A 23,924-nucleotide genomic window follows, 5' to 3' on the forward strand; every position below is an offset into this window, starting at 1 on the left:
TTATAAGAAGATACATCTATCGTGTTAAATAGATGTCCCAATTGGGAGAACATGATACGATAAAGATGTAATATTCTGAAAATTAGAAGTTGATGTAAGTCTTTATAAATAAAAATTATTGAAAGAAGGTCGTCATATGACTGAATTAAAAGTTTTAAATCCGTCTACTGAAGAAGTGGTCGAAACATTAGATTACACCTCAGAGGCCGACATCAATGCGCAAATTGATCGAGCTGAACAAGCGTTTCAATCTTGGCGCAAAGTGGACGCACATGAGCGTTCACGTTTATTATGGGCATGGTCTGCTTTAATTAAACAACATAAAGATGAATTAGCACGTCTCATTACACTAGAAGGGGGCAAACCTTTCAAAGAGGCACAAGGAGAAGTCGACTATGCGGTCTCATATGTAGATTGGTATGCCGAAGAGGCGAAGCGGACGTATGGCCGTACGATTCCGGCGAACACACCTGATAAAAAAATTATTATTGATAAATTTCCGATTGGGGTCGTCGGTGCGATTACGCCTTGGAATTTCCCAGCGGCGATGATTACACGTAAAATGGCACCGGCCTTAGCAGCGGGTTGTACGATTGTGTGTAAACCTGCTGTTCAAACGCCGCTCACGACAAAACGTCTCGTTGAACTTGCGCACGAAGCGGGTATTCCGAAAGACGTCATCAGTTATATTATCGCGAGTGGTAAAGATGCGGGACGCTTGTTTAATGAACACCCACAGATTAAAAAAGTGACGTTTACAGGTTCAACACCCGTCGGTAAAAAACTGATTGAACAAGCTGCCGCAACGGTTAAAAATGTTACGATGGAACTTGGCGGTTTGGCACCAATTATTGTGCATGAAGATGCGGATATTGAACTTGCCGTCGAACAAACGGTAGCGTCTAAATTTAGAAATGCGGGACAAACATGTATTTGCGCTAACCGTATCTATGTCCATGAAGCGATTGCGGAAAAATACGAGCAACTTTTAATTGAAAAAGTACATGCATTAAAAGTCGGTGATGGTTTTGATGAAGGCGTTACGGTTGGCCCATTAATCAATCAAGACGGTGTAGATAAAGTTCTCGATCACATTAAAGATGCGGTGGCACATGGCGGTCAGTTATCACGTACACTTGATGAAGTACAACTCGGAGGCAATTTCCTCAAACCTGTCGTCATTACACAAGCCAACCAAGAGATGAAATGTATGCATGAAGAAACATTTGGCCCGATTGCGCCAGTTATGCGTTATAGCGATTTGGAAGAAGCGATTAAGATGGCCAATGACACAGAGTTTGGACTCGCTGCTTATTTCTTTACAAATGATTATCGAACAGGCCTCCATTTGTTTAACAGTATCGACTACGGCGTGATTGGATGGAATGACGGCGCACCATCAGCTGCCCACGCCCCATTTGGCGGTATGAAAGAAAGTGGCTATGGACGTGAAGGTGCCATTGAAGGCATCGAACCGTACTTGGAAACGAAATATTTGTCTGTTAACCTTAAATAGAAGCACAATTTAAGGAGGGGGAAAGAGATGCCACAAATTATTGCATGGATTTTACTTCTTATAGGTATGGCGTATCTTACCATCGCCTTTGTTAAAAAGTCAGATAAAATGGTGTATAACATGGATGCGCGACTATTTCCCAAAAGTGTATTGAATAAAGCTTGGGGCTATTGGTATGGCTATACGATGACGCTTTTTGTAGCAATGATGGCGTTCGTTTGGACGATCAAATCAAATGGATTTTTGCCCATCGTGCTTGTTTTAGTCTTCGTCGCAATAAGTTTATATTGTTTAGCAAAATTAAACGGTTTAAAGAAATCATAGACCTGCCATAGTAACAACATTTAGTGAAGGATTCTTAGTTTGCGAGTGACAGTCGTCTATCTCAGAAAATGTCACACGTGAGTCGCAAACTTCGATAGGTTGAAGCTCCTAGATCTCCCTCTATTATTCAAAAAGAATGGAATTTATGGAGGACGTTGAGTGTCAGTGTCTCGGTAATGGGCGCTGGAGGATTACTCATCCGTCAATTGAATCAGTAATAACGGAAAGAGACCTCTTGGCTTTCGGACAATCCTCCGAAAGTGAAAGAGGTCTTTTTGAGATTCATTTCCGTAACGTCTTCTGTATTTGTGAGCTATAATAAAAGAGATGAGAAGAAGGAAATGATGTAATCATGAAAAAACAAACTGCGTCTAAAAAAGTAACAAAAGAATATTTATCAATCAATCAAAAGCGACAAGGTATCCTTATTGAAACAAGGAATACATCAAACCCTGTGTTGCTAATTATTCATGGGGGCCCTGGATTTCCGTTGTATCCTTTTATGAGTGCCCATCAAGTGGATTTGACGCACCATTATACGGTCGTTTATTGGGATCAACCGGGTACAGGTATGTCAGGCGTGCATACAGAAGAGACCATACAAGCACTCGTGGACGATGCATATCAATTAATTCAACATTTACGCACTAAATTTAATCAATCGAAAGTCTATCTCATGTGCCATTCGTTTGGCACCATTGTGGGTACGCATTTGGCGCACCAACATCCGCAGTATATTGCGACCTATATTGGGATTGGCCAACTCGGGCATGTGCTAAAAAATGAGCATCGTATTTTAAATCAAATTAAAATGTTTGTCCGCCAAGAAGGCGATCATGGCGGACTACAATTGTTAGAAAAAGTCCATTTGGATTATGATTTTCATAAAAATAAATATTACCAATTGTTGAGAGAATGGTATACCGCAAGATACAAAGTAGGGTTTTCGAGTCGAGGCTATGGGTTGTTTAAAATGATTCAAGTCATTTTAAAAACGCCGCATTATTCATGGTTAGAGCGTTTGAATATTTTGCGGAGTGGTCTAATGGGGGCACCACGCCTCTCTAAAGAAATGACACGTACGAATTTGCTCGATATTGCCCAGGAAATATGGGTACCAATGATTATTATGCAAGGGGTGCATGACCTACAAACGACATTAGAAGAGAGTCGCATATTTTTTGAAAAGATTGGTTCACTCTATAAACGTTACTATTACTTTCAAGATGCTGCACATGCGCCTTTTATAGATGAAACAGAGAAATTTTTATTTATTATGAAAGAAATTGTTGCCCCTCACGCAACGTGATACGTTACTTTTGAATTAGGGAGGTGACGACATGAAATATTATACGACCGGGGAACTCGCAAAATCATATGGGATCTCTACAAGGACGTTACAGTATTATGATGAAAAGCAAATTCTGAAACCCGCTACGCATAAGGACAGTCAATATCGCGCATATACAGAGGTAGAGGCGCAAAAGTTAAAAGCGATTTTGATTTTAAAAAAATTAGGATTTAAACTGAAGGACATCCGTAAAATAGTCGAAGAAACACAAGCCTTAAACACAGTCAAATTATTGCTCGATGACAATATCGCTCAGTTTGAAAAAGAGTTACATCAAAAAGAGGCACAATTAAAGGAGATGAAAGCCATGAATAAAATGATTCATCATGATAGTCACTCTCCTCTCACAACGTTGAACGATATTGATCGTATATTAAAATCGAACCGAGACGTTCCATTTTTAACTTACAAAACATTGGCCATCGCCTCAGTTACGACCGTAATGGAACTCTTTGCGCATTATCAAAGCGTGAAACGTAAAAAGATATGGCCCTCTGTCACAGGTGTGAGTGGAAGCCTTCTTGCTGCGGCCTATATTACTCAAAACTACTATCGTCACGTACGTTATATGTGTCCACAGTGTCACCATGTATTTCAACCCCCATTTAAAGAATGGTTATTTGCATCACATACACCGCGCACACGCAAATTGTGCTGTCCGAATTGTCATTTTGAGGGATACTGTGTCGAAGTGGCATGTGATGAAATCAGTGAAGAAAAAGAACGTGATACGTCAATAACGAAATAAACTACACAATTGATGAGATGAATATTTAAGAAGAGAAACTGAGATTTGAGAAAGGCTCAGTTTCTTTTTTACGCCTTTCTGTAAGCGCTTTTAATTTTTGTTGATTCCCTGGATAGGCTGCTATATGATATGAGTGTATTTAAATTCATAGATTGGAAGTGTTGGTATGAAGATTGTAGCCGTGACGTCTTGTCCCAATGGCATTGCACACACGTATATGGCGCAAGAAAAGCTAGAACAAGCCGCGCAAGAACTCGGCGTGGACATCAAAGTTGAAACGCAAGGTGGAGTAGGCGTTGAGCATCAACTTACTGCTCAAGATATTCAAGAAGCGGATGGCGTGATTATTGCCGCTGACCGTCAAGTCGATTTACAACGTTTTGATGGAAAGTTGTTAGTCAATGAAAATGTGCGTGCAGGCATTCATCATCCGAAAGCGTTGATTAAGCGCATTCAAAACAAAAAGGCCACAATTTATCATAGTACAAATTCTCAAGAGAAAGCAGCATCTCAAAATGAGGATATGCCACAAAAGCATCAAGGTCTCCAACAAGTGTACGTCCATTTAATGAACGGGGTCTCTTTTATGGTGCCCTTTATCGTTGTTGGTGGGTTGCTGATTGCAATCGCTTTGTCACTTGGGGGTCAAAAGACAGCCACAGAAGGCATAGTCATTCCCGATGATTCCTTTTGGAAACCTTTTGAAAAAATAGGGGCGTTAGCGTTTAGTTTTATGGTGCCGATTCTTGCCGGATATATTGCGATGAGTATTGCAGATAAACCTGGCCTCGTTCCAGGGATGATTGGTGGCGCAATTGCCGCAGATGGAAGTTTTTATGGTAGTGACGCAGGGGCTGGTTTTTTAGGAGGGATTGTCGCCGGATTTATCGCAGGGTATATTGCCAAATGGATTAAACAGGTGAAAGTTCCTAAAGCAATGGCACCGATTATGCCGATTATTATAATCCCGATTATCGCTTCTGTTATTGTAGGCTTGATTTTTATCTATTTAATCGGCGCACCGATTGCAGGAGTGTTTGCGGCGCTCACGGCTTGGCTGAAAGGTATGCAAGGCGCCAATATCATTATTTTAGCCATGATTATCGGAGCAATGATTGCGTTTGATATGGGTGGTCCAGTAAATAAAGTAGCATTTTTATTTGGCTCTGCACTCATCGCAGAGGGTAATTACAGCGTGATGGGGATGGTAGCTGTTGCGGTATGTACGCCACCGATTGGACTCGGGATTGCGACATTTATCAATCGCCGTAAATTTAATCGTAACGAAATTGAGATGGGGAAAGCATCCTTTACGATGGGACTTTTCGGGATTACAGAAGGCGCGATTCCTTTCGCGGCACAGGATCCTTTACGTATCATTCCAGCTAATATTATCGGTGCGATGGTGGCAGCCGTCATTGCCGCGTTAGGCGGCGTTGGTGACCGTGTGGCCCATGGAGGTCCTATCGTTGCCGTCTTAGGTGGGATTGATAAAGTGATGATTTTCTTTATCGCAGTCATCATCGGTAGTTTAGTGACCGCGGGACTTGTGCTTGTCTTAAAACAACGTGCACCTCAAGTGGTAACAGCTGCAGAACCTACTTTGACGCAAGAAACGACGGATCACGACCAAGAAAAAGCGCAGGAAAGTGAAACGGCCGAAGAAACATCTAGTGAGGAAACAAACACGACACATCTTGTGCATCCTGAAACGACAATGATTCATGAAGCACCTATGACACGGGACAAAACTATTGATTATATGGTGGAAAACTTAGAGAAGCAGGGCTATGTCACAAATAAAACACAGTTAAAAGAAGCCCTCTATGCGAGAGAGGCAGAGTCCACGACGGCATTAGGGATGAAAATTGCGATGCCTCATGCGAAAACGTCAGGCGTTCAACAACCTGTTGTCTCTGTATTGAAAAATAATGCAGGCGTCACATGGAAAAGCTTAGATGGTACCGTCCCTGAAGTTATCTTTATGATTACAGTTCCAGAACAAAGTCACGATACGCATTTAAAAACATTACAACTGTTATCACGCCACTTGATGGACGATGCGAAACGAGAAGCCTTACTGAATAGTACTTCAGAAGCTGAATTGTATCAACACGTTGAAGATATGATGAAAGCCTAGAAACAAATAAAACAGCCTATCCTTCTTTTTAAGGATAGGCTGTTTCAGTTGGGTACACGTTGTTTCCTTATGACTTGGCTTGACCTGTGATAAAATCAAGTTGCTTGGCTGTTTTGGCATCGAGGGTACGATAAGAAATGACGCCAAGACCTTTGACATTTGTTTCTGAAATGACGATAGAACCATCGTCATTCACTTTTTCAACGAAGGCCACATGTCCGTAATAACGATCTGCACCGAATTGGTTCGGTTCAAAAACGACGGCATTGTGGGGTTGAGGGGTGTTCGTCACTTGATAGCCTTTAGTTAAAGCATTATAAGTCCAGTCGCTCGCATTGCCCATGTCTTTAGCAATATTCACATGGTATTGTGCCATACGATGATAAACATACCATGTACATTGTCCTTGGGGATAGTTGGCATGGCCTCCAGCTGCTCTGAAAGGTTGGAAATTCACATTTTTCAAAGCATCTGGCTTTTTAACAGAGCCTTCAGATAGGGGGCTCGCAAGTTCAGGGTTATCATAACGTGAAAGGTCATACGTCTCAATGAGATGAATCAGCTTTTGATCATAATCTGGATCTGTAGCGTAAGTTCCGACAAAAGCTTTTGTGGCTTGGCGATAATTTGAGCTTTGACTTTTCCAAGCGTCTTTATAAATGGTCGGATTGCCATCGATCCCATTTTTAATTAATGTCGCATAATCTTCGAGTGATTCTTTATGACTCGGATATTTACGAAATTCAGCATTCAGTTGATACATATTTTGCCCATCTGACTCTAGTGTTTGAAAGTTGACAGAGTCTCCTTGAAACTGTCCTTTCATCCCAAAAAGGTTGTAGTTTGGTGCGGTTGCTAAATCACTGCGTCCAGAATCAGACTCTAAAATCGCTTGGGCAATCATGATAGAAGCATAAAGCCCTTTGTTTTCAGCAATTTTATGCGCTAACGGTGCAATTTGGTTCACAAATTCGCGGGTCTCCGGATCTTCAACAACACTTAAGTGAGCATCGCCCTCTTTATCATCAGGTTGTGTTTCGAATAATGTTGTCTGACGTGTTGGTTGTGTTGACGTCTCGGATGATTGTTGTGGTGCGTGCTTACGTGACTGTGTTAAATCCTCTTTTGAAGGGATTTGTGGATTATTTTTAGTTGTAGAAGCGGATGAAGCTTCATTAGGTGTGTCTGTTTTTTCAGTGTCACCGTATTTTTTGTAAAAAGCATCCATGCCTTCAGTCGATTGTGACGCTTTTGAAGGCGCGCGATCGGTGTTTGTGTTTTTATTTGATGGGTCATCAGCCACATCATGACCCGTAGTGGCCAAGGCATCCACCGGTGTTAAAGAGGGGACGACAAGTGTAGTCGCAAAGAGTGTTCGAACAACATATTTACTTTTCACTTAAGTGCTCCTTCCTTAATCCTAATACTTTGAAAATTTTGAAGCATAAAATTAGAATGTGAAGCCACTGATGTAACGGGATTCGTCGCCTCAAACAACGAATTTTTACGATTTTAAAATTTCAAATATATACATTTCAAATTTTACATGATTATAATAGATTAATAAAGACTTTTTCATTTAGAGGTGAAACTATGAAAAAACCCATCGAGGTATTTGGGATGGATTTAAAACAGTGGATGAAAAGCCCTGTCGCGTGGGTCGTCATGATCATACTCCTATTATTACCTGCGCTTTTTGTTTGGTATGATTTGACAGCGAATAAAGAGCCTTTTCAAAATACTGAGCATATGAAAATTGGCATTGTGAATGAAGACCAAGGAACCAAAATTCAAAATAAAAAAGTTGACGTGGGGAAAGCGGTCGAACGGCAGTTAACGAGTCAGAAAAAATGGGAGTGGCACGTGCTCGACCGGCAAGCCGCTGATCATGCGTTGAAAAAAGAAAACTATGCGGCAGTTTTACACATACCTCAATCTTTTTCAAAAGATGTGACAGGCCTCATTCAAAATAAGCCGAAACAAACGACGGTGACTTATCGTGTCAATGAAAAAGTCAATGCCATGACACCTAAATTAACGGATGCCATGATGGGAGAGGCGATTAAACAAGCAGATGCTTCGTTTAATCAGACAGTCATGAAAGTGTTATTAGATGAAGCGAATCAACAAGGCCTCCAATTAGAAGATCAATTGCCTTCTTATCAAAAGATTCGCGATAGTATTGCGCTCGCCAATGAGGCGTTGCCTAAAATCGAACAGTTTAAGCAATCGGTTATCGCGCTAGATCAACAACAAGGGGAACTTGAGCAGAACATTGCACGCCTCCAACAAGTGGATCAATATAAAAATGAAGCGATGGTCGCAAATCAACAATTGAATCAAATCCATCAACAAAATGTGGCGACTTACGGTCCAATCTTAAGCGGACAAGCGTATGAGATCTCAGTAGCCACAGGTCAATTGAATCAGGCGTTAACGCCGCTATTTGACCAATATGAAAATGTTCGTAACAATCTACAAAACCAACAGCCTGGGGCGCGCCAAGCTTTAAGTTCACTCGCGCAATCGTTAGAAAGGGACATTCCCTCGGTTCAAGGGGATATTGCTAAAGCGAATCAACAGTTCGAGGATTTAGATAAAGATAATACACTTGAACATATTGTAAAACTCATGCGCATCGATTTGAAAAAACAAGCAGGGGTTGCCTCAAATCCTATTCATTTAGATCGTCAAAGTGTTTATGCACCGATGTCTTTTCAAAGTGGTTTGACCCCTTTTGCCATGTCAATTGCTATTTGGTTAGGGTTAATGTTCACGACGTTATGGATCCCTGTGCGCCACCCTTATGAACCAGAGCACACACTGACCAGCACAAGAACCCATTTTTTAGGGAGATTTGGGATATTTAGTTTGATAACGTTCCTTCAACTGATAGTGATGGTGGTCACGGTGTTGTTCATCTTAAAAGTGCCGATGCAACAACCGCTGCTTTTTGTGGCAGTGAGTAGTTATACCGCGCTCATTTATTTGATTATCATCTATTCTTTTGTTGCAGTCATGGGCAAATTAGGAAAACTACTCGTTTTTCTAGGCCTGATTTTTCAATTTGTCGGTACGGGCGGACTTTTTCCTTTAGCGACTGCGCCTCATTTTGTGCAAATGATACAACCTTATTTGCCTTTTAATCACAGTTTGATGATATTTAGAGAGGCCATTGGCGGCATAGAGTACGAGGTGCTTGTCACTGAAACGGCATGGCTCGGGGGCTTTGGGCTCTGTGTCTTTTTACTCGGCATGTTGCTTTATCCTTTTAGCCAACGTCAACGCATTAAGCGATATGAAAAAGGAAAGGGCTCAAAGCTATTTGAGTCGTCACCTTGATATGATACATTGGGCATAACAAAGCTACATGAGTCTATGAGGAGGAACTGCGATGTCTCAAAAAATTTACAATATGAAAGTGAGTGGGGTTTATCCACATTACATTACAAAAGCTGAGAAAAAAGGGCGCACGAAAGAAGAAGTCGATGAAATCATGCGTTGGCATACGGGATATTCACAAACAGAACTCGAATCACAATTGAAGAAAGAAGTCTCATTTGAAACATTTTTTAATGAGGCGCCGCAACTTAATCCTGATCGAAAAAAAGTGACAGGCGTGATTTGTGGCATTCGTGTAGAAGATATTGAAGATCCTATTGTGCAAGAAGTGCGCTATTTGGATAAAATGATTGACGAATTAGCCAAAGGGAAGGCGCTCAATAAAATATTCAGAGCTTAGTGCGCACAATACGACATTGCGCAATCACAGCACCTAAAATTTAATAATAAAATCGCCCTTAAAGTTGATCTTTCTGTAAACTTTGAGGGCGATTTTTTATCATGCTGTTTTCCAAATAAGTCGTTAGGATTGTGTTGAGTTTGTATTGTTTTTAGGTTGTGCCGGTTGTGTTGATGGTTTTTGTGCTGGCTGTGTAGAATTCGCAGGTTGTGTCGTTGGATTGGGTTGTTGTTTTGGTTGTTCTGCAGTCGCAGGAGAGGATGCGGGTTCTGTTGTTCTTGGAGGTGATGCCGGTTCAGCTGTCGAAGGACGTTCATTCTTCTTCTCCTCAGACTTTGGTTTTTGTTCTGTTGATGGTGTTTTCGGTTTGCTTGGTGCTTCTGTGGAACGTGGTGCAGGGGCTACGGGTTGTTGCCCAGTTTGCTGGTTTTCTTGTGTCGGTTGTTCGTAATATTGTTCTGAAGTTGCAGCTTCCTGAGTTGCTTCTTCAGTGGATTTTTTCTTTTGGGGTTTATCTTTTTTCTTTTGTTGCTCTTGTTGATCGGAACGCTCATCCGTGAGTGGGTTATGTGTAACGGCTTTTATTGAAACGGCGATGAGCGCAATCACTAGAAGCAATAAAACAATGATAGAAACGATTTTTTTCATTTTCTCGGGGGCCTCCTTGAACATGCCTAGTAAATAGTATTAGTATAGCGAATAATACCCGAAATGGTAAGACATTAATCGTGTTTGTTAATATAAAAAAATTAGACATATTAATCTATTTTTAAGTGTTGAAAAATGAGATTGTCTATACAAAAAGGAGCCTCATAACGAGACCCCAGTAAGTCATTCATTAGAATGAATGATACGATCCTATTTCAAGGACCCGAATTGCATATATAATGCAATCGCTCGCTTGAGGTCGGCATAATTCAAGTGATCATACCGCTGAGCATCACGAAAGCACGCTAAAATCTCATCAGACGTTGTTAGTCCTTTTGGGAACTCAGCGTGTGCATAAATATGCCGTGCCAAATCACCTAAGGGCGTATCATCATCTAAGAAATCTTGCATGTAATCATAAAAGCTCAAATAATTCACCTCATTTACGAGCCAACATATATTATACCACATTCATATCCAATTGAATCAAAAATGTGATATTGTCTCATTTTTCTGTGCATTTCAACAAAAGCGATTAAATGCGTTTTGAAATAATTTTTTCAGTAACTTTTATGAATAAGGCCTACATTATTGAAAGGAAATGTTAAAATAATATGTAATACGCATATAAAAGTGAGGGGATTAACTGTGATTGAAGCAAGTGAAATTTTAGATAAAATGAAAAACCAAAAAATCAATTACGATAAAGTGTTACGTAAAATGATTCACCATTGGGAGCGTGAAGGGGAACGTCCTCGTATTTTACTCCATAGCTGTTGTGCGCCTTGTAGTACTTATACGCTCGAGTTTTTAACGGAATATGCAGATATTGCCATTTATTTTGCGAATCCTAACATACATCCTAAAAATGAATACTTGCGTCGTGCAAAAGTTCAAGAACAATTTGTCGAAGATTTTAATCAACGCACAGGGGCAAATGTGAAATATATTGAAGCGCCGTACAAACCTCATGAATTTATGAAAATGGCGAAAGACAAAGGTCTGACTGATGCACCTGAAGGAGGTGCCAGATGTTCAGCGTGTTTTGAAATGCGTCTTGATATGGTCGCACAAGCGGCAGTCGAAATGGGCTATGACTACTTCGGAAGTGCGATTACGTTATCACCTAAGAAAAATGCGCAATTAATTAATGGCATTGGCCTTGAAGTACAACAATTATACGATGTCATGTATTTGCCAAGTGATTTCAAAAAAAATAAAGGTTATGAACGTTCGATTACGATGTGTCAAGAATACGACATCTTTCGTCAATGTTACTGTGGCTGTGTATTTGCTGCTCAGCAACAAGGTATTGATTTTAAAACCATCAATCAACAAGCCAAATTATTTTTAGAAAAAAGCCAATCTTGATGTTGAAGATTTTCCCTGTGTTATAAAAAGGGAATTTATTTGATTTTAATATTATTGTGATATAATATTCATTACGTATTTATTCCTTTCTTCGATTTAAAATGAGAAGAGACGTAATGAAAGAAGGCCTAACTTATGAAATTCAAACATTCGTTTTTGATCGCATGTCTCTGTCCTGTTTTACTCGCGGGATGTGGCATGCATTCAAAAGCGGAAGATGACATATTAGATGTTGAACTTCCTCTTAAAACTACTAATATCGCGCCTTATGAGACAGATGATACTGTTAAAATGGGAGCGACAGAAACACTTTTTAAAGTTTCAAATGACGGTAAAGTCACGCCGCATTTAGTTAAAGATTACCAACAAGTGACACCTCAAACCTTAAAGCTCACCCTTAAATCCAATATTCATTTTCAAAATGGCAAACTGTTAACAGGAGAAAAAGTGAAACAAAGTCTCGAGTATGCGTTATCGCACGGGGATTTACTCAAGTCGACCTTACCGATTCAGCATATTGAGGCGCATGGACAATCGGTCACGTTGACGACAAAAGAACCTTATCCGGAATTAACGTCGGAGTTGGCGAGTCCTTTTGCGGCTATTTTTGATACGAAGGCAGAGGAAAAAGTCACTGATCATCCTATTGGCACAGGCCCTTATGAAGTTAAAAAATATCAGCCGTCACAAGGCATCACGTTACAACCTTATTCTGACTATTGGAATGGTCATCCGAGATTAAAGGGGATTCGTGTGACGTACCAAGAAGATGGTTTAACACGTGTGAATCATTTAGAAGCGGGAGCAGCGGATGTGATTACAGATGTGCCTGTGACGCACGTTGAACGACTTGAAGCTAATGCTGAAACACACGTCCAACATGTCAATGGTTATCGCACACAAATGCTCTTGTACAATCATGATAGTGTTAAAATGACGCCATCCGTTAGAGCGGCATTGGATAATGTAATTAATCGAGAAGGCATTGTAGATGCGATTTCTAAAGGCTATGCGACACCTGCCAGTGGTCCGTTTAATACGGAACTCAAATTTTTGAAAGAGACACCGGTCCATAAGCAAAATCTTGCGAAGGCACGGCATTTAATGGAAAAGGCAGGCTACAACGCTGACCATCCTTTAAAGCTAACCGTCGCTTCTTATGATGGCCGACCTGAACTGCCTAAAATCGCTCAAGTGATACAATCAGATGCGGAAAAAGCGCATATTGATATTGATATTCGTAACGTCGAAGATATTGAAGGATTCCTTGCGAATAGAAAACAATGGGACGCCTCGTTATATAGTATCGGCACGTTTCCGCGCGGCGATTCAGGTTACTTTTTTAACCAAGCCTACTTAAAGCAAGGGGGCATTAATAAAGGGGATTATGATAATCCTAAAATTAAGGCATTGATTGAAAAACTCAATCATACGGTGGGGGAAAAAGCGCGTCATGAACTCACGAATGACATTATTCAACAATCTCAACCGACCCTTCCGAATAGTTATATTTCCTATAACGAAACGATTCACGCCACACAATCACGTGTGAAACATCTTGAGACGACACCGAGTGATATTTATCTTATTGACGAAAAGGTAGCGATAACAGATGGGCATTAAAACATTATTGAGAAGGTTCATTCAACTCATCATCCTATTATGGGTGCTTTCGACCATTACATTTATATTAATGAAATTAACGCCAGGGGACCCTATCAGTCAGCAGCTCTATGCGAGTGAGGCAAATGTGTCTCAGGCGCAACTTGAAGCGGCCAAAACAGCCCATGGCTTAAATCAGTCTTTAATCGAACAGTATGGCGCTTGGCTAGGACATATTGTTCGCCTCGATTTTGGTGAAAGTTATCAGACGGGGGGACAAGTGCTTAAAGCCATTGGCTATTATGCACCGCCGACATTCATCATCTCAGGGCTGACAGTGCTCGTGGTGCTTTGTGTCGCCCTCCCCTTAGGAATCTATGCGGCATGGCACCATCAACGCACGTTAGACTATACGATTCGTATTGGCACGTCGATTGCGGTCAGTCTGCCTTCCTTTTTCTTAGCTGTGATTTTAATTTATGTATTCGCCATTCAACTGCACTGGTTGCCGATTGCAGGCTTTTCAACACCGCTTCATTTGATTTTGCCTGTCATCGCTTTAAGTGTTAGTATGTGCGCCTATTATGTCAGATTGGTGCGTGCCACACTGTTGGAACTTTATCAAACAAGAGAAGTGGAAATGGCGCGTTTAAGAGGCTTATCAGAACGCTACATATTGAAACATATCTTACTTAAGCCAATGATGATTCCAGTAGTGACGATGTTGGCACTCTCAATGGGAAGTCTGCTTGGAGGAACCGTCGTCATTGAAAATCTATTTAGCATTCCAGGTCTTGGCCAATTTTTAGTCGATAGTATTCGTGCACGGGATTATCCGGTGATTCAAGGGATAGTGCTATTGCTCGGTTTTGTCGTTGTGGTCTCAAATGCGATTGGAGATTTGATTGTCATGCAATTAGACCCGAAAAGACGTTTAACGCACCGTGATTTAAATGAAAATGCGATTCAACTTGAAAGTGAGGGAACGATGAAATGATTTATCGCTTACCAAAAATGGTTTGGGTGCTCGTTGCATATATTGGACTTATCGTGATTGCCCAATTCTTTATCGTTCCTGAAACCGCCTATAACGTGAATCTTAATCATATTTTTGAACCGATGAGTCCTACGCATTGGCTTGGAACAGACGATTACGGTCGTGATTTGTGGACGCGGTTAATCGTAGGGGCACGTGAAACTCTACTCGTCAGCTTGTTTACGCTCATTGTCAGTGTATTAATTGGTGTCCCATTAGGTTTGCTATCAGGCTATATTGGTGGGAAAGTCGACAGCGTCTTGATGCGCGTCGTGGACATAGGCCTCGGGATTCCAGAATTTGTCTTAATGATTGCGATGGCTAGCTTTTTATCGCCGAATATATGGAATTTAGTGCTTGCGATGGCACTCTTACGTTGGATGACCTACACACGCCTGACACGTCAAATTGTCGCTGGGATTAAATCAGAACACTATATTCAAATGGCGCAACTGTTTCATGTCCCAACTTGGAAAATTTTAATAAAACACATGTTGCCCCATATTGTGCCCTCAGTACTTGTTGTGGCTACGGTCGATTTTGGGAAAATTATGCTTTATATTGCGGCTTTATCTTTCCTCGGACTCGGCGCGCAACCGCCTACACCTGAGTGGGGCGCAATGTTGAATGCAGGCCGAGATTATATGACTTCTGAACCGCAGATGATATTAGCACCCGCCATTTTAATTACACTCACGATACTCATCTTCCAACTTACGGGAGATGCATTAAGAGACTTTTTTGCAAAGGAGGGGCGTTAAAGTGACAGAAATACAATTAGAAGTTGAAAAGCTTAGCGTCTCGACGCCCGCACAAACGTTATTGCACGACATCGATTTAGCATTGATGCACCGTCACGTAACAGCATTAATTGGGCCGAGTGGTTCGGGAAAAACATTACTGAGTAAAGCGCTCCTCAAACAACTCCCGCACACAATGACGATGGCGTATGACACGTTGCGCTACAAAGGTGAAAGCGTGACAGAGATGAAAACGTTACTCGGTAAACGTATTGGCTATATGAGTCAAGACTACATGCACAGTTTTAATGAACACACATCCCTTGAGAAACAGCTCTTACAAATATACCGTTATCATTATGACGTAACGCAAGAAGAAGCGCATGCACGTATTCAACAAGCCTTAGGGTGGGTTGGACTAGAGGATTTAGATTTAAAACAGCGCTATCGTTTCATGTTGTCAGGTGGACAGTTACAACGCTTAGTCATTGCCAGTGTGATGATGCTAGAACCAGACGTAATTATTGCGGATGAACCCACAGCGTCCCTTGATGTCGTGAACGGTGCGCACATTATTCAATTGTTGAAGCACCTTGTAGATGCTCATGACGTGACTTTATGTATCATTACGCATGATTTATCACATGTAGCACGCATTTGCGATGAGGTCTATGTGATGGACCAAGGAAAAATAGTTGCGTCAGGTCCCTTTCACGAATTTGACGCACATCATCCACATCCGATGGTGGCACAGCTCTTTCAACAACGCCGCAGATTAGGAGGTTTACAATGATACAATTGGAAAATGTTTCAGTGGGTCAAGCGCATGACTGGCGCTTGCATCAAATTGACCTCACGATAAAAGATGGCGAGAAAGTGGGCATTATTGGGCTCAGTGGATCAGGAAAAACAACACTCGGAGAAGTATTAGTTGGCCTCAGACACCCTAGTAAAGGGAAAGTGCAGAATGATTTTCAAATACGTTTACCCATTTTTCAACATGCCAATCAAGCGTTTAACCCGAAACAAACACTAGGCGATGCACTAAAAGAAACACTTCATTTGCGACCTGAAGCTAAAACCTATTTGCAAGCCCGTTGTGATAGATATGTTCAAGCGTTTGGACTAAGTACAGAGTTATACGAACGTTATCCACGAGAAGTCAGCGGGGGACAATTACAGCGCTTAAACGTCATTCGGACACTCATGGTAGAACCAGACATGACCGTTTGTGATGAAATAACCTCTAATGTCGACGTTTTAGTAGAGCATGAAATGGTGCAACAATTGAACCAATATCATGCAGAAACAGGAAAAACACTTGTGATGATTTCTCATGATATTGCCTTTTTATCACAATGTGTGGACCGTTTTATTGTGCTTGAAGACGGAGAATGTGTCGACGATTTCTTGAAAGAAGAAATGTTTGAGCCTGAACGTCGTATTGCGACACAACGACTCATCGAAGTTTATCAATAAATTGAGAGTCACTTTAAAACAAAGGAGAGCAATCTAAAAAAGACAAAGCCTCCTTTTACAAGAAAGATTTGTCTACAATTTGAAAACAGGAGAGCCTAGGCCCTCCTGTTTTTTATTTTTTCATGATTTCGTTGTAAATCATGTCGCCAATGTATTTTGAGGCTTGACCATTTTCAATAGAACAGAAGCGGTCATAAAAAGCGTCGATACGGGAAGCGTAGTCTGTTTTAATCGTGTTGAGTTGTTTTAAGCCCTCGATCAGTTCGTCAGGTTGTGTATAAATCGGGCCTGGTAAATCTTTATGATAATCAATGTAAAAACCACGTAAGTTTTTATCGTATTTTTCAATATCATAGGCAAAGAAAAACTGTGGACGTTTTAAAATCCCATAGTCAAACATCACTGAAGAATAATCTGTAATCAATGCGTCACTGATCAAATACAGTCTAGAAATGTCATCATAATGAGAAACGTCGATTGCAAAATCTTCAAAACCATTTAAATCCATCGCATTAGCAATTAGATAATGCATACGTAATAAAATAACGTAATCGTCCCCTAATGCCGCTTGAAGTTTTGGTAAATCAATTTTGAGTTCGAACGTGTATTTCCCAATGTCATCGTATTCATCATCTCTCCATGTAGGAGCGTATAAAAGTACTTTTTTATCTTTAGGAATTCCAAGTTCATTTCGTATTATTTCATGATATTCCATATCATTAGCATGAGTATAAATTATGTCATTCCTAGGGTATCCAATTTCTATAATTTTGGAAGGCATCATCCAAAATGCAGACTGAAATATATTAGTTGAATATGGATTAGGAGATATAAGATAATCCCATCGGCGAGTTGCATAATAAAAATTTCTCTTATATAAAGATGTTGTTGTGTTTGGCATTCTAACTGTATTCATATCATTAGCAAGACGCTTTAAAGGAGTACCATGCCATGTTTGTACGTATGTCTGATTAGATTTTTTATTTAATATCAAAGGTAATCTAGCATTTGAAACCCATACTGATGCTTTTTGATAAATATCATAATATTCTTTTGACCCTTTTTTGACTTTAACTGCATTGGTGATATTACAAATGTTACTTGGATCACTGAAGATCCAATAATACTTTAAATTAGGATAGTTTTGAGTCATGTATTCGAAGATAGCTTTAGGGTTATCACTATAACTTTTCCCACCAAATGATTCGAAAACTAGCGTTTTATTATCAACTTTTGAGGGACGATCAGTTAATTTGTATTTGGAATAATTTTTGCTAGGTTTATTCAATATAATATTTTTAATCAATCTTAATTTATAACGAAGTTGGTTGGTTTTATACGCAAGTTTAATTAACCCTTTTGAGATTAAGAATAATTCAAGGTTAAATAAAAACTTTTTGTTGTGTATGCTACAAGTATCAAAATCTTTCAAATAAGAAGTTAAAATATCAACATCTTTATATTTATAGTCAATATCATGAAGACTTGGCTCGAGGTTTGTATTGATATAATTATAAAAATTATCGATTAAATTTCTTTTTATAGAATTATTAGAGGTCTCGTTAATAGCTAGTTTAGTTGCTTTCGCAAAATCTTCAATTTGCAGTTTAAATGGGCGAGTACTTAAATGGGTTTTATCAAAGGGATTAACAATCTCTCCACTAAAATAATAATAGCTTCCTGATAACTCAATGCCTTTATTTACGTAGCTAAAATATTTAATTAGGAAAGGTAATTCAATATGAATTTCTAAAGTTTCGTCAAAAAGTATATTATGTTTCATAACAATCTCACGTTTGAAAATAATGCTATTAATTGAGTTACGATGGATAAGATTTTTTAACATATTGTGTGGAGAAGCTTGTCTTACATGATTCATTTTAGAATCATTTGTATGTAAAGCTTCAGCTTTTTCAAACGGAGTTATTGGACTAGCTATAACATCATTGTTTTTGCTAAATAATGCATACTTTTCAATAGTTGATGAAGCTAGCGAATCATCTGCATCTAAAAAAGTAAAATATTTAGTTTTAACATGTTTTATACCGATGTTTTTAGCGAAAGCGTGTCCGTGATTGGAATCTAATTTAATATAAGTATGACTGTTTAACCATTCTTTATAATTAGCCATTAAGAGTTTTTCGGTATTGTCTGTTGACCCATCATTAACTAATATCAATGCAAAATCTTTATCGGTTTGATCTAATAATGAGTTTAGACATTTCTCAATTGTTTTTGAAGCGTTATAAAAAGAGATAATGATTGTTAATTGTTGTTGCATGATGCTTACCACCTTAAAAGATTAGAGAGTAGAACAGTAACCGTTAGATTTCTGTTCTACTCCAATCAAAATTGAGGATAAATATTTATAAGTGAATATACCATTATAATTTATGTTGTTTATAAATCTTTATCGAAAAATCTTTGAACAATTTGTTGAGCAGAGGTTCCTGTCTCGAAAGTACAAAAGCGTTTATAAAAATCGTCATATTTATCTTTATAGAGATTTTCGATTTTATTTATGCTTAAAATACATTCTATTAGCTCATTGTCTGTTTTAACCATTGGTCCTGGTGCCTCATTTTCAAAGTCGAAATAGAATCCACGTAAGTCATTTTTGTAATGATCAAGATCATAGGTATAGAACAATATAGGTTTGCGCGTATTTGCAAAATCGAACATTACAGATGAATAATCTGTAATACAAATATCAGAAATCAAGTACAAATCACTTATTTCATTATAATCACCGACATTAAAAGCAAAATCCTTTAAGCTATCATCAATATGCAAAGAATTACTAATAATGATATGTGGACGTAATAGTAAAACAAATTCATCTCCTAATTTTTGATACATTTTTTGTAAATCAATTTGGAGTTGAATAATATGCTTTTTGGCTTTATTTATTTCATCATCTCTAAACGTAGGTGCATAAAGAATTATTTTACGGTTATCTTTGATACCTATTTGCTTTTTGATATTTGCTTTTTTTAGTTCTAAATTTGCATTTTGATCTTTGTAAAAAATATCATTTCTTGGATAACCTATTTCAAGCACATCTTTTTTGAAATTAAATGCGGACTTAAAACATTTTGTCGCATAAGGACTTGGTGAAATTAGGTAGTCCCATTTTTCAATGGCGTGATTAACTCTGTCTTTATAGCCTCCATCACGACCTTCAAATGTATTGACATCATTTAACATTTTTTTCAAAGGTGTTCCATGCCAGGTTTGAATGTAGGTTGTCGCAGCAGGTTTAGAAATATAGTGTGGAAAGTTTTGATTATTAATCCAATATTTTGCTCGTGATAAATAATAAAAATAACTAGGTGATAAGCGTTGTATAGATTTGACATTTTTATCTTTAAATGGATATTGAGTGTTATTTACCCACACAATTTCCATATCATCACGATATGAAGATAACTCATCATAAATGACTTTTGGACTGTCACTTACTGACTTGCCAACATTACTTTCAAAAACCACTAAGTTTCTTTTTACTGGAAGTAGTTTGGCTAATACGGTATTAAATTTATCCATAATAGTAAAATATTTACTATGCTTTCTAAAACGCTTATAAAAATGCTGGCTTAAGATATCATACTTAACTTTGTTTTTGAAATAACGCAGTTGGGATTTTTTATTTATATTTTCATATATACGTTTTGAGTTATCTTGATCTCTAAAACTATAGAATTCTCTTGACCGAGATTTAATCCATTCAGGAACTATGAAATCGGATTTTATATAGTCTTGTAATGATTGAATTAGTGACTCTTCGTTATCAACAATTATTCCTGGTAATTCTTCCACTAAATTGATGTGGGAAGGATGCTTTCCAAGAAATCTTGAAGTATCGAATTGATAATATAATACAGGCTTATCTAAAAAGCTAAAGTCGAAAGCTACACTAGAATAGTCAGTAACCATGAGACAACTTTCTTTGATTAATTGTTGTACATCTATATCACCTTGTTTAACAGATGTGATATATGAAGGTACATTAAATAAGTCAAAAAATGGTTGCATATTTGGATGAAGACAAAAGACAATCTCGTATCCTAAATAATGTATTTTTTCTAATTCTTTGTTATTTAACAAGGAGTTGTATGTCTTAAGATAATCGGAATCTTTGAGTGCTAATGTACTTGTTAACCAATCTCTCCAAGTCGGTATAATTAAAATCTGTTTTTTTGTTTTGAATTGATTATCAAACAATGAATCGAAACGTGATAATCCTGTTACGAGGACTTGTTCTGGATCGAATTTTAAGTCACGGACTACAATCTCTTTCTCACGTGCAGAACTAGTTATAAATAAATCAACATTAAAATCATTGAGTTGATTTCCATTGATTTCAGTTAAGTTTTTCGTACCTAGAACGCCATGTTGTAAAAATACTTTTGTAGCTTTAACTTTATTAGTATATACATGGCTATTTGTAGGATAAAGTAGTTCGGGATGATGTGTTGAACAAATATAATCAGCTTCCAGCATAATCTCAAAATGTTCTGGTGATCTATAAAATATAACATTACCAAAAGGTGTAACATTAGAAAGTTCATTAGAATCTTCTTCAATGATGTAATATGCAGGTATTTCAGGATGATGTGTTCTCAAATATTTAAAGAAATAAAGTCCGTTATCTTGAGCTTTGTATGACTTTTCACCAATGACCCAAACTTCTTGAGTTTTTTTGAAATTGAAAGACTTATTTTTTAAGTTTTTAATATAGCTTAAATAACTTTCTACATTGTAAGTATTAATTCTAAATGAAAGATTTTTTCCTTTCATAGTTAGATAAGGCGTGATTGAAACAATATTTTCTTTGTAATCTGTGATAATTTCACCTTTTAAAAAGCGTTCAGTTAAGATACGTGGCTGTCCTATTTTCACCCTAATAGGTGTCAAGTTTTCTTGTACACTTACTTCAAGAAATAAATCAAGAATGTCACCTGTAACGAAATCTTGTTTTAAAAAATTGATTAAATCATTATACATGTCAATTTGAAATACAAACGAGGTGGAGGGTTGTTTTTTATTTTCACCATATTTACTCACTGGTAGATAGATATGTTTTTCTTCGTCATTAAATCTAGTTCTTAAAACTATGTTGGCTTTCAAAAAGGTAGAGTTAATTAGTGTGAATTTCCCTTCAATTGTTGCTTGTGAATTATTAAATTTCATTTTGTCAATGTGACGTCTAGCTATATAGGTTTGGGGTGGGATTGTATCATTAAATGTCAAATTTAAAAATCCACCTTTAGTTATGTAAGGATATAAAAATATGCCATTGCTTTCGATACAATGTAAATTTGTTAAATGAGTCAATGCATTGGAAACTTTTAATTGACGCTGGTTAGTTAATAGGTTATCGCTTTCTTCGATAATAATGTAAACTTTATTGGTGCTATAAGGCTTAAATTTATTAATAACGTCAATCAAGTCAATTTCAAATGACAATGAATCATCAGGACTATATGTAATCGTTTCAAATTCGTTTTTTACAAGTAATTTATTGATTGTTTTAGTAGGGTTTTCAAATGAAATCATCAGTTTAGAGTCAACTTGATTAATTTTCACACGTGCCATTTGGGCTGCCTCCATATTTTTAGTGTTTATATGTACTAAGATTGATATAATAGTCTAAATAAGATTAGAAATTTATTAGTATATTATACACGAAAGGATTATTACATGCTAAAAAAATCGAAACTCTTCTCAATTATAGTCACTACTTTTAATAACGAAGCATCTATTCGAAACACAATCGATTCAATAGTTAATCAGACATTAGATAATAACTTTTATGAAATAGTAGTTGTAGATGACTGTTCTACAGATAATACTTGGTCAATATTACAAGAATATAATCACTCTAATATTAGCCTATATCGTCTTGATAACAACACGGGAGGACCATCGGCTCCAAGAAATATTGGTTTAAAATATGCAAGTGGAAAATATGTTTATTTTCACGATGGAGATGATTGGTTGCATCCTGATATTTTAAAACACATTTATGATAATAAATCTTGGCAAAAAAGCGACTTGATAATTGGTAAAGTATTAAAATTTAAAAATGGAAATACTACTATTCATGCTAAATTTATGTCGGTTAATGAACGTATTAACTATCAACCTTTAAAAATACCATATCTTTTTTACTACCTTGGGCCAGCAGGGAAATTTATAAAAACAGACTTATTAAAAAGAAACAAAATTGAGTTTCCAACTGATAGTCATTTTGGAGAAGATAAAATATTTTTTATGAATGTATTTAGGTATGCACAAAAAGTTACAACAACGACAAAAGAAGTAACATTTTTCGATCGTTCAACTGATAACCATTCTATTGTGAGAAGTACTGATTTTATTGAGAAGCGGCGAAGTGATTACAAATTATTTGAAGAAATTCTATCTATTAAAGATAAAAAAATAAAAGAAGCATTTATGCTAAGAGTCCTGGAATATGATTTACTAAATAATTGTAATAGTCATGTGTTTCTCAAGCTTAGTGTTGAAGATAAAGCAAAAGTTTTCGAAATTATTAAGAGTATATATACGCATAAAAGTGTATCCAAAAAATTAATTAAGAGAATAGATTCAAAATATTTAGAACCGATAAATGCGATTTTCAATGATGATTTAGAAAAATTCATTGACTTTTTCAGATGGTATAAAACTCAGGCGAAATTATTAAAAAAAGGCAAAAAGTTTGAGTTAATACAAACAGACTATAATAACCAGTTTCAAGTGGAAGTTCCATATGCAAGTTTACTAAATTTACAAGCTTTTAATAATAGAGTTATCCTCCAAATAAATATCTTCAATGTTAGAGAAAAACAAATTAAAAGTGTGTTGATAGAAAGTAGGAATGAATACAGTTCATCTATAGAACTGACTGACTTTTCATATTTAAATGGTGTTATTTCTATTGAAATACCTAAATCAGTTTATACCAATTTATCAAAAGGTCTTTACAACATACTAGTAGTTTATGATGAATACAAAGCAATAAATATAAAATATGGATTTACTAAAGAAGTAGAGGATTTGAAATTTTATCCAACAATTAACGGAAATCTTTCTATTAAAAAGTTAAAGTAAAAAATATTACGCAAAATTTCTTAAGCCGTGTTTATCGTTTATGTGATGGTGGATTTGTACTATTACTTCAATTAAGGTTAAACCGGCCAAAGTGGACAATGGTTAATTTAC

General features: G+C 37.5%; 19 protein-coding genes. 14 read left to right on the top strand and 5 right to left on the bottom strand.

What is annotated here, in order from left to right; genetic code table 11:
- Positions 1-136: 136 nt before the first annotated feature.
- The 5 genes from G8Y84_RS08160 to G8Y84_RS08180 all read left to right on the top strand — a co-directional run bounded on the left by G8Y84_RS08160 (position 137) and on the right by G8Y84_RS08180 (position 6,079).
- Entirely contained in the window at positions 137-1,516 is a 1,380-nt protein-coding gene (locus G8Y84_RS08160) for an NAD-dependent succinate-semialdehyde dehydrogenase (RefSeq protein WP_103159681.1), read from the top strand.
- 27 nt (positions 1,517-1,543) lie between these two features.
- On the top strand, positions 1,544-1,840 hold the full coding sequence (locus G8Y84_RS08165) for a hypothetical protein (RefSeq protein WP_037576050.1): 297 nt from the start codon (positions 1,544-1,546) through the stop codon (positions 1,838-1,840).
- A gap of 352 nt (positions 1,841-2,192) precedes the next feature.
- Positions 2,193-3,149, top strand: a complete 957-nt coding sequence (locus G8Y84_RS08170; RefSeq protein ID WP_165806277.1) for an alpha/beta hydrolase — start codon at positions 2,193-2,195, stop codon at positions 3,147-3,149.
- A 31-nt stretch (positions 3,150-3,180) separates the two neighbouring features.
- The gene (locus G8Y84_RS08175) at positions 3,181-3,939 is read left to right on the top strand and encodes a MerR family transcriptional regulator (protein WP_051604997.1); all 759 of its coding nucleotides are present in this window, start codon (positions 3,181-3,183) and stop codon (positions 3,937-3,939) included.
- A 166-nt stretch (positions 3,940-4,105) separates the two neighbouring features.
- Positions 4,106-6,079 carry a fructose-specific PTS transporter subunit EIIC gene (locus G8Y84_RS08180; protein ID WP_165806278.1) on the top strand — a complete coding sequence of 658 codons (1,974 nt, stop codon included), beginning with the start codon at positions 4,106-4,108 and terminating at the stop codon, positions 6,077-6,079.
- A gap of 67 nt (positions 6,080-6,146) precedes the next feature.
- On the opposite strand, the gene G8Y84_RS08185 is transcribed toward G8Y84_RS08180, so the two are convergent.
- Positions 6,147-7,478 carry a glucosaminidase domain-containing protein gene (locus tag G8Y84_RS08185; RefSeq protein WP_311540446.1) on the bottom strand — a complete coding sequence of 444 codons (1,332 nt, stop codon included), beginning with the start codon at positions 7,476-7,478 and terminating at the stop codon, positions 6,147-6,149.
- Between the two features lie 194 nt (positions 7,479-7,672).
- Between G8Y84_RS08185 and G8Y84_RS08190 the strand changes: the two genes are divergently transcribed.
- Positions 7,673-9,421: a YhgE/Pip domain-containing protein gene (locus tag G8Y84_RS08190; protein ID WP_165806279.1), complete on the top strand. Its 1,749-nt coding sequence runs from the start codon at positions 7,673-7,675 to the stop codon at positions 9,419-9,421.
- A gap of 52 nt (positions 9,422-9,473) precedes the next feature.
- Positions 9,474-9,821 (top strand): DUF2200 domain-containing protein, encoded by a 348-nt coding sequence (locus tag G8Y84_RS08195; protein WP_037576029.1) that lies wholly within the window; start codon positions 9,474-9,476, stop codon positions 9,819-9,821.
- Between the two features lie 123 nt (positions 9,822-9,944).
- Here the strand turns inward: G8Y84_RS08195 and G8Y84_RS08200 are convergent, their stop codons facing one another.
- Together G8Y84_RS08200 and G8Y84_RS11605 are read right to left on the bottom strand one after the other, a co-directional pair.
- Positions 9,945-10,469 carry a hypothetical protein gene (locus tag G8Y84_RS08200; RefSeq protein ID WP_165806280.1) on the bottom strand — a complete coding sequence of 175 codons (525 nt, stop codon included), beginning with the start codon at positions 10,467-10,469 and terminating at the stop codon, positions 9,945-9,947.
- 210 nt (positions 10,470-10,679) lie between these two features.
- Positions 10,680-10,940, bottom strand: a complete 261-nt coding sequence (locus tag G8Y84_RS11605; RefSeq protein ID WP_084276063.1) for a YozE family protein — start codon at positions 10,938-10,940, stop codon at positions 10,680-10,682.
- Positions 10,941-11,117: 177 nt separating this feature from the next.
- Between G8Y84_RS11605 and G8Y84_RS08210 the strand changes: the two genes are divergently transcribed.
- The 6 genes from G8Y84_RS08210 (at position 11,118) to G8Y84_RS08235 (ending at position 16,697) form a co-directional block, all read left to right on the top strand.
- Positions 11,118-11,840, top strand: a complete 723-nt coding sequence (locus tag G8Y84_RS08210; protein ID WP_165806281.1) for an epoxyqueuosine reductase QueH — start codon at positions 11,118-11,120, stop codon at positions 11,838-11,840.
- A gap of 135 nt (positions 11,841-11,975) precedes the next feature.
- Positions 11,976-13,463, top strand: a complete 1,488-nt coding sequence (locus tag G8Y84_RS08215; protein ID WP_103159674.1) for an ABC transporter substrate-binding protein — start codon at positions 11,976-11,978, stop codon at positions 13,461-13,463.
- Positions 13,453-14,439, top strand: a complete 987-nt coding sequence (gene nikB / locus G8Y84_RS08220) for a nickel ABC transporter permease (RefSeq protein ID WP_037576018.1) — start codon at positions 13,453-13,455, stop codon at positions 14,437-14,439. The genes G8Y84_RS08215 and nikB overlap by 11 nt, the downstream gene beginning before the upstream one ends.
- Complete coding sequence (nikC, locus tag G8Y84_RS08225) at positions 14,436-15,239, top strand: nickel transporter permease (RefSeq protein ID WP_051604994.1); 804 nt, start codon at positions 14,436-14,438, stop codon at positions 15,237-15,239. Before nikB ends, nikC begins: the two co-directional genes overlap by 4 nt.
- A 1-nt stretch (position 15,240) precedes the next feature.
- Positions 15,241-16,011, top strand: a complete 771-nt coding sequence (locus G8Y84_RS08230) for an ATP-binding cassette domain-containing protein (RefSeq protein ID WP_241954863.1) — start codon at positions 15,241-15,243, stop codon at positions 16,009-16,011.
- The gene (locus tag G8Y84_RS08235) at positions 16,008-16,697 is read left to right on the top strand and encodes an ABC transporter ATP-binding protein (protein WP_037576014.1); all 690 of its coding nucleotides are present in this window, start codon (positions 16,008-16,010) and stop codon (positions 16,695-16,697) included. Before G8Y84_RS08230 ends, G8Y84_RS08235 begins: the two co-directional genes overlap by 4 nt.
- A gap of 112 nt (positions 16,698-16,809) precedes the next feature.
- Here G8Y84_RS08235 and G8Y84_RS08240 read toward each other — a convergent pair whose 3' ends face one another.
- Together G8Y84_RS08240 and G8Y84_RS08245 are read right to left on the bottom strand one after the other, a co-directional pair.
- Positions 16,810-18,978, bottom strand: coding sequence for a bifunctional glycosyltransferase/CDP-glycerol:glycerophosphate glycerophosphotransferase (locus tag G8Y84_RS08240; RefSeq protein ID WP_165806282.1), 2,169 nt, complete (start codon positions 18,976-18,978; stop codon positions 16,810-16,812).
- 119 nt (positions 18,979-19,097) lie between these two features.
- The gene (locus tag G8Y84_RS08245; protein WP_037576011.1) at positions 19,098-22,295 is read right to left on the bottom strand and encodes a CDP-glycerol--glycerophosphate glycerophosphotransferase; all 3,198 of its coding nucleotides are present in this window, start codon (positions 22,293-22,295) and stop codon (positions 19,098-19,100) included.
- Between the two features lie 105 nt (positions 22,296-22,400).
- Between G8Y84_RS08245 and G8Y84_RS08250 the strand changes: the two genes are divergently transcribed.
- Positions 22,401-23,813, top strand: coding sequence for a glycosyltransferase family 2 protein (locus tag G8Y84_RS08250; protein ID WP_037576008.1), 1,413 nt, complete (start codon positions 22,401-22,403; stop codon positions 23,811-23,813).
- Positions 23,814-23,924: the final 111 nt, after the last annotated feature.

Source organism: Staphylococcus sp. 11511212 (genome assembly GCF_011394755.1).
GTDB classification, from domain to species: Bacteria; Bacillota; Bacilli; order Staphylococcales; family Staphylococcaceae; genus Staphylococcus; species Staphylococcus chromogenes.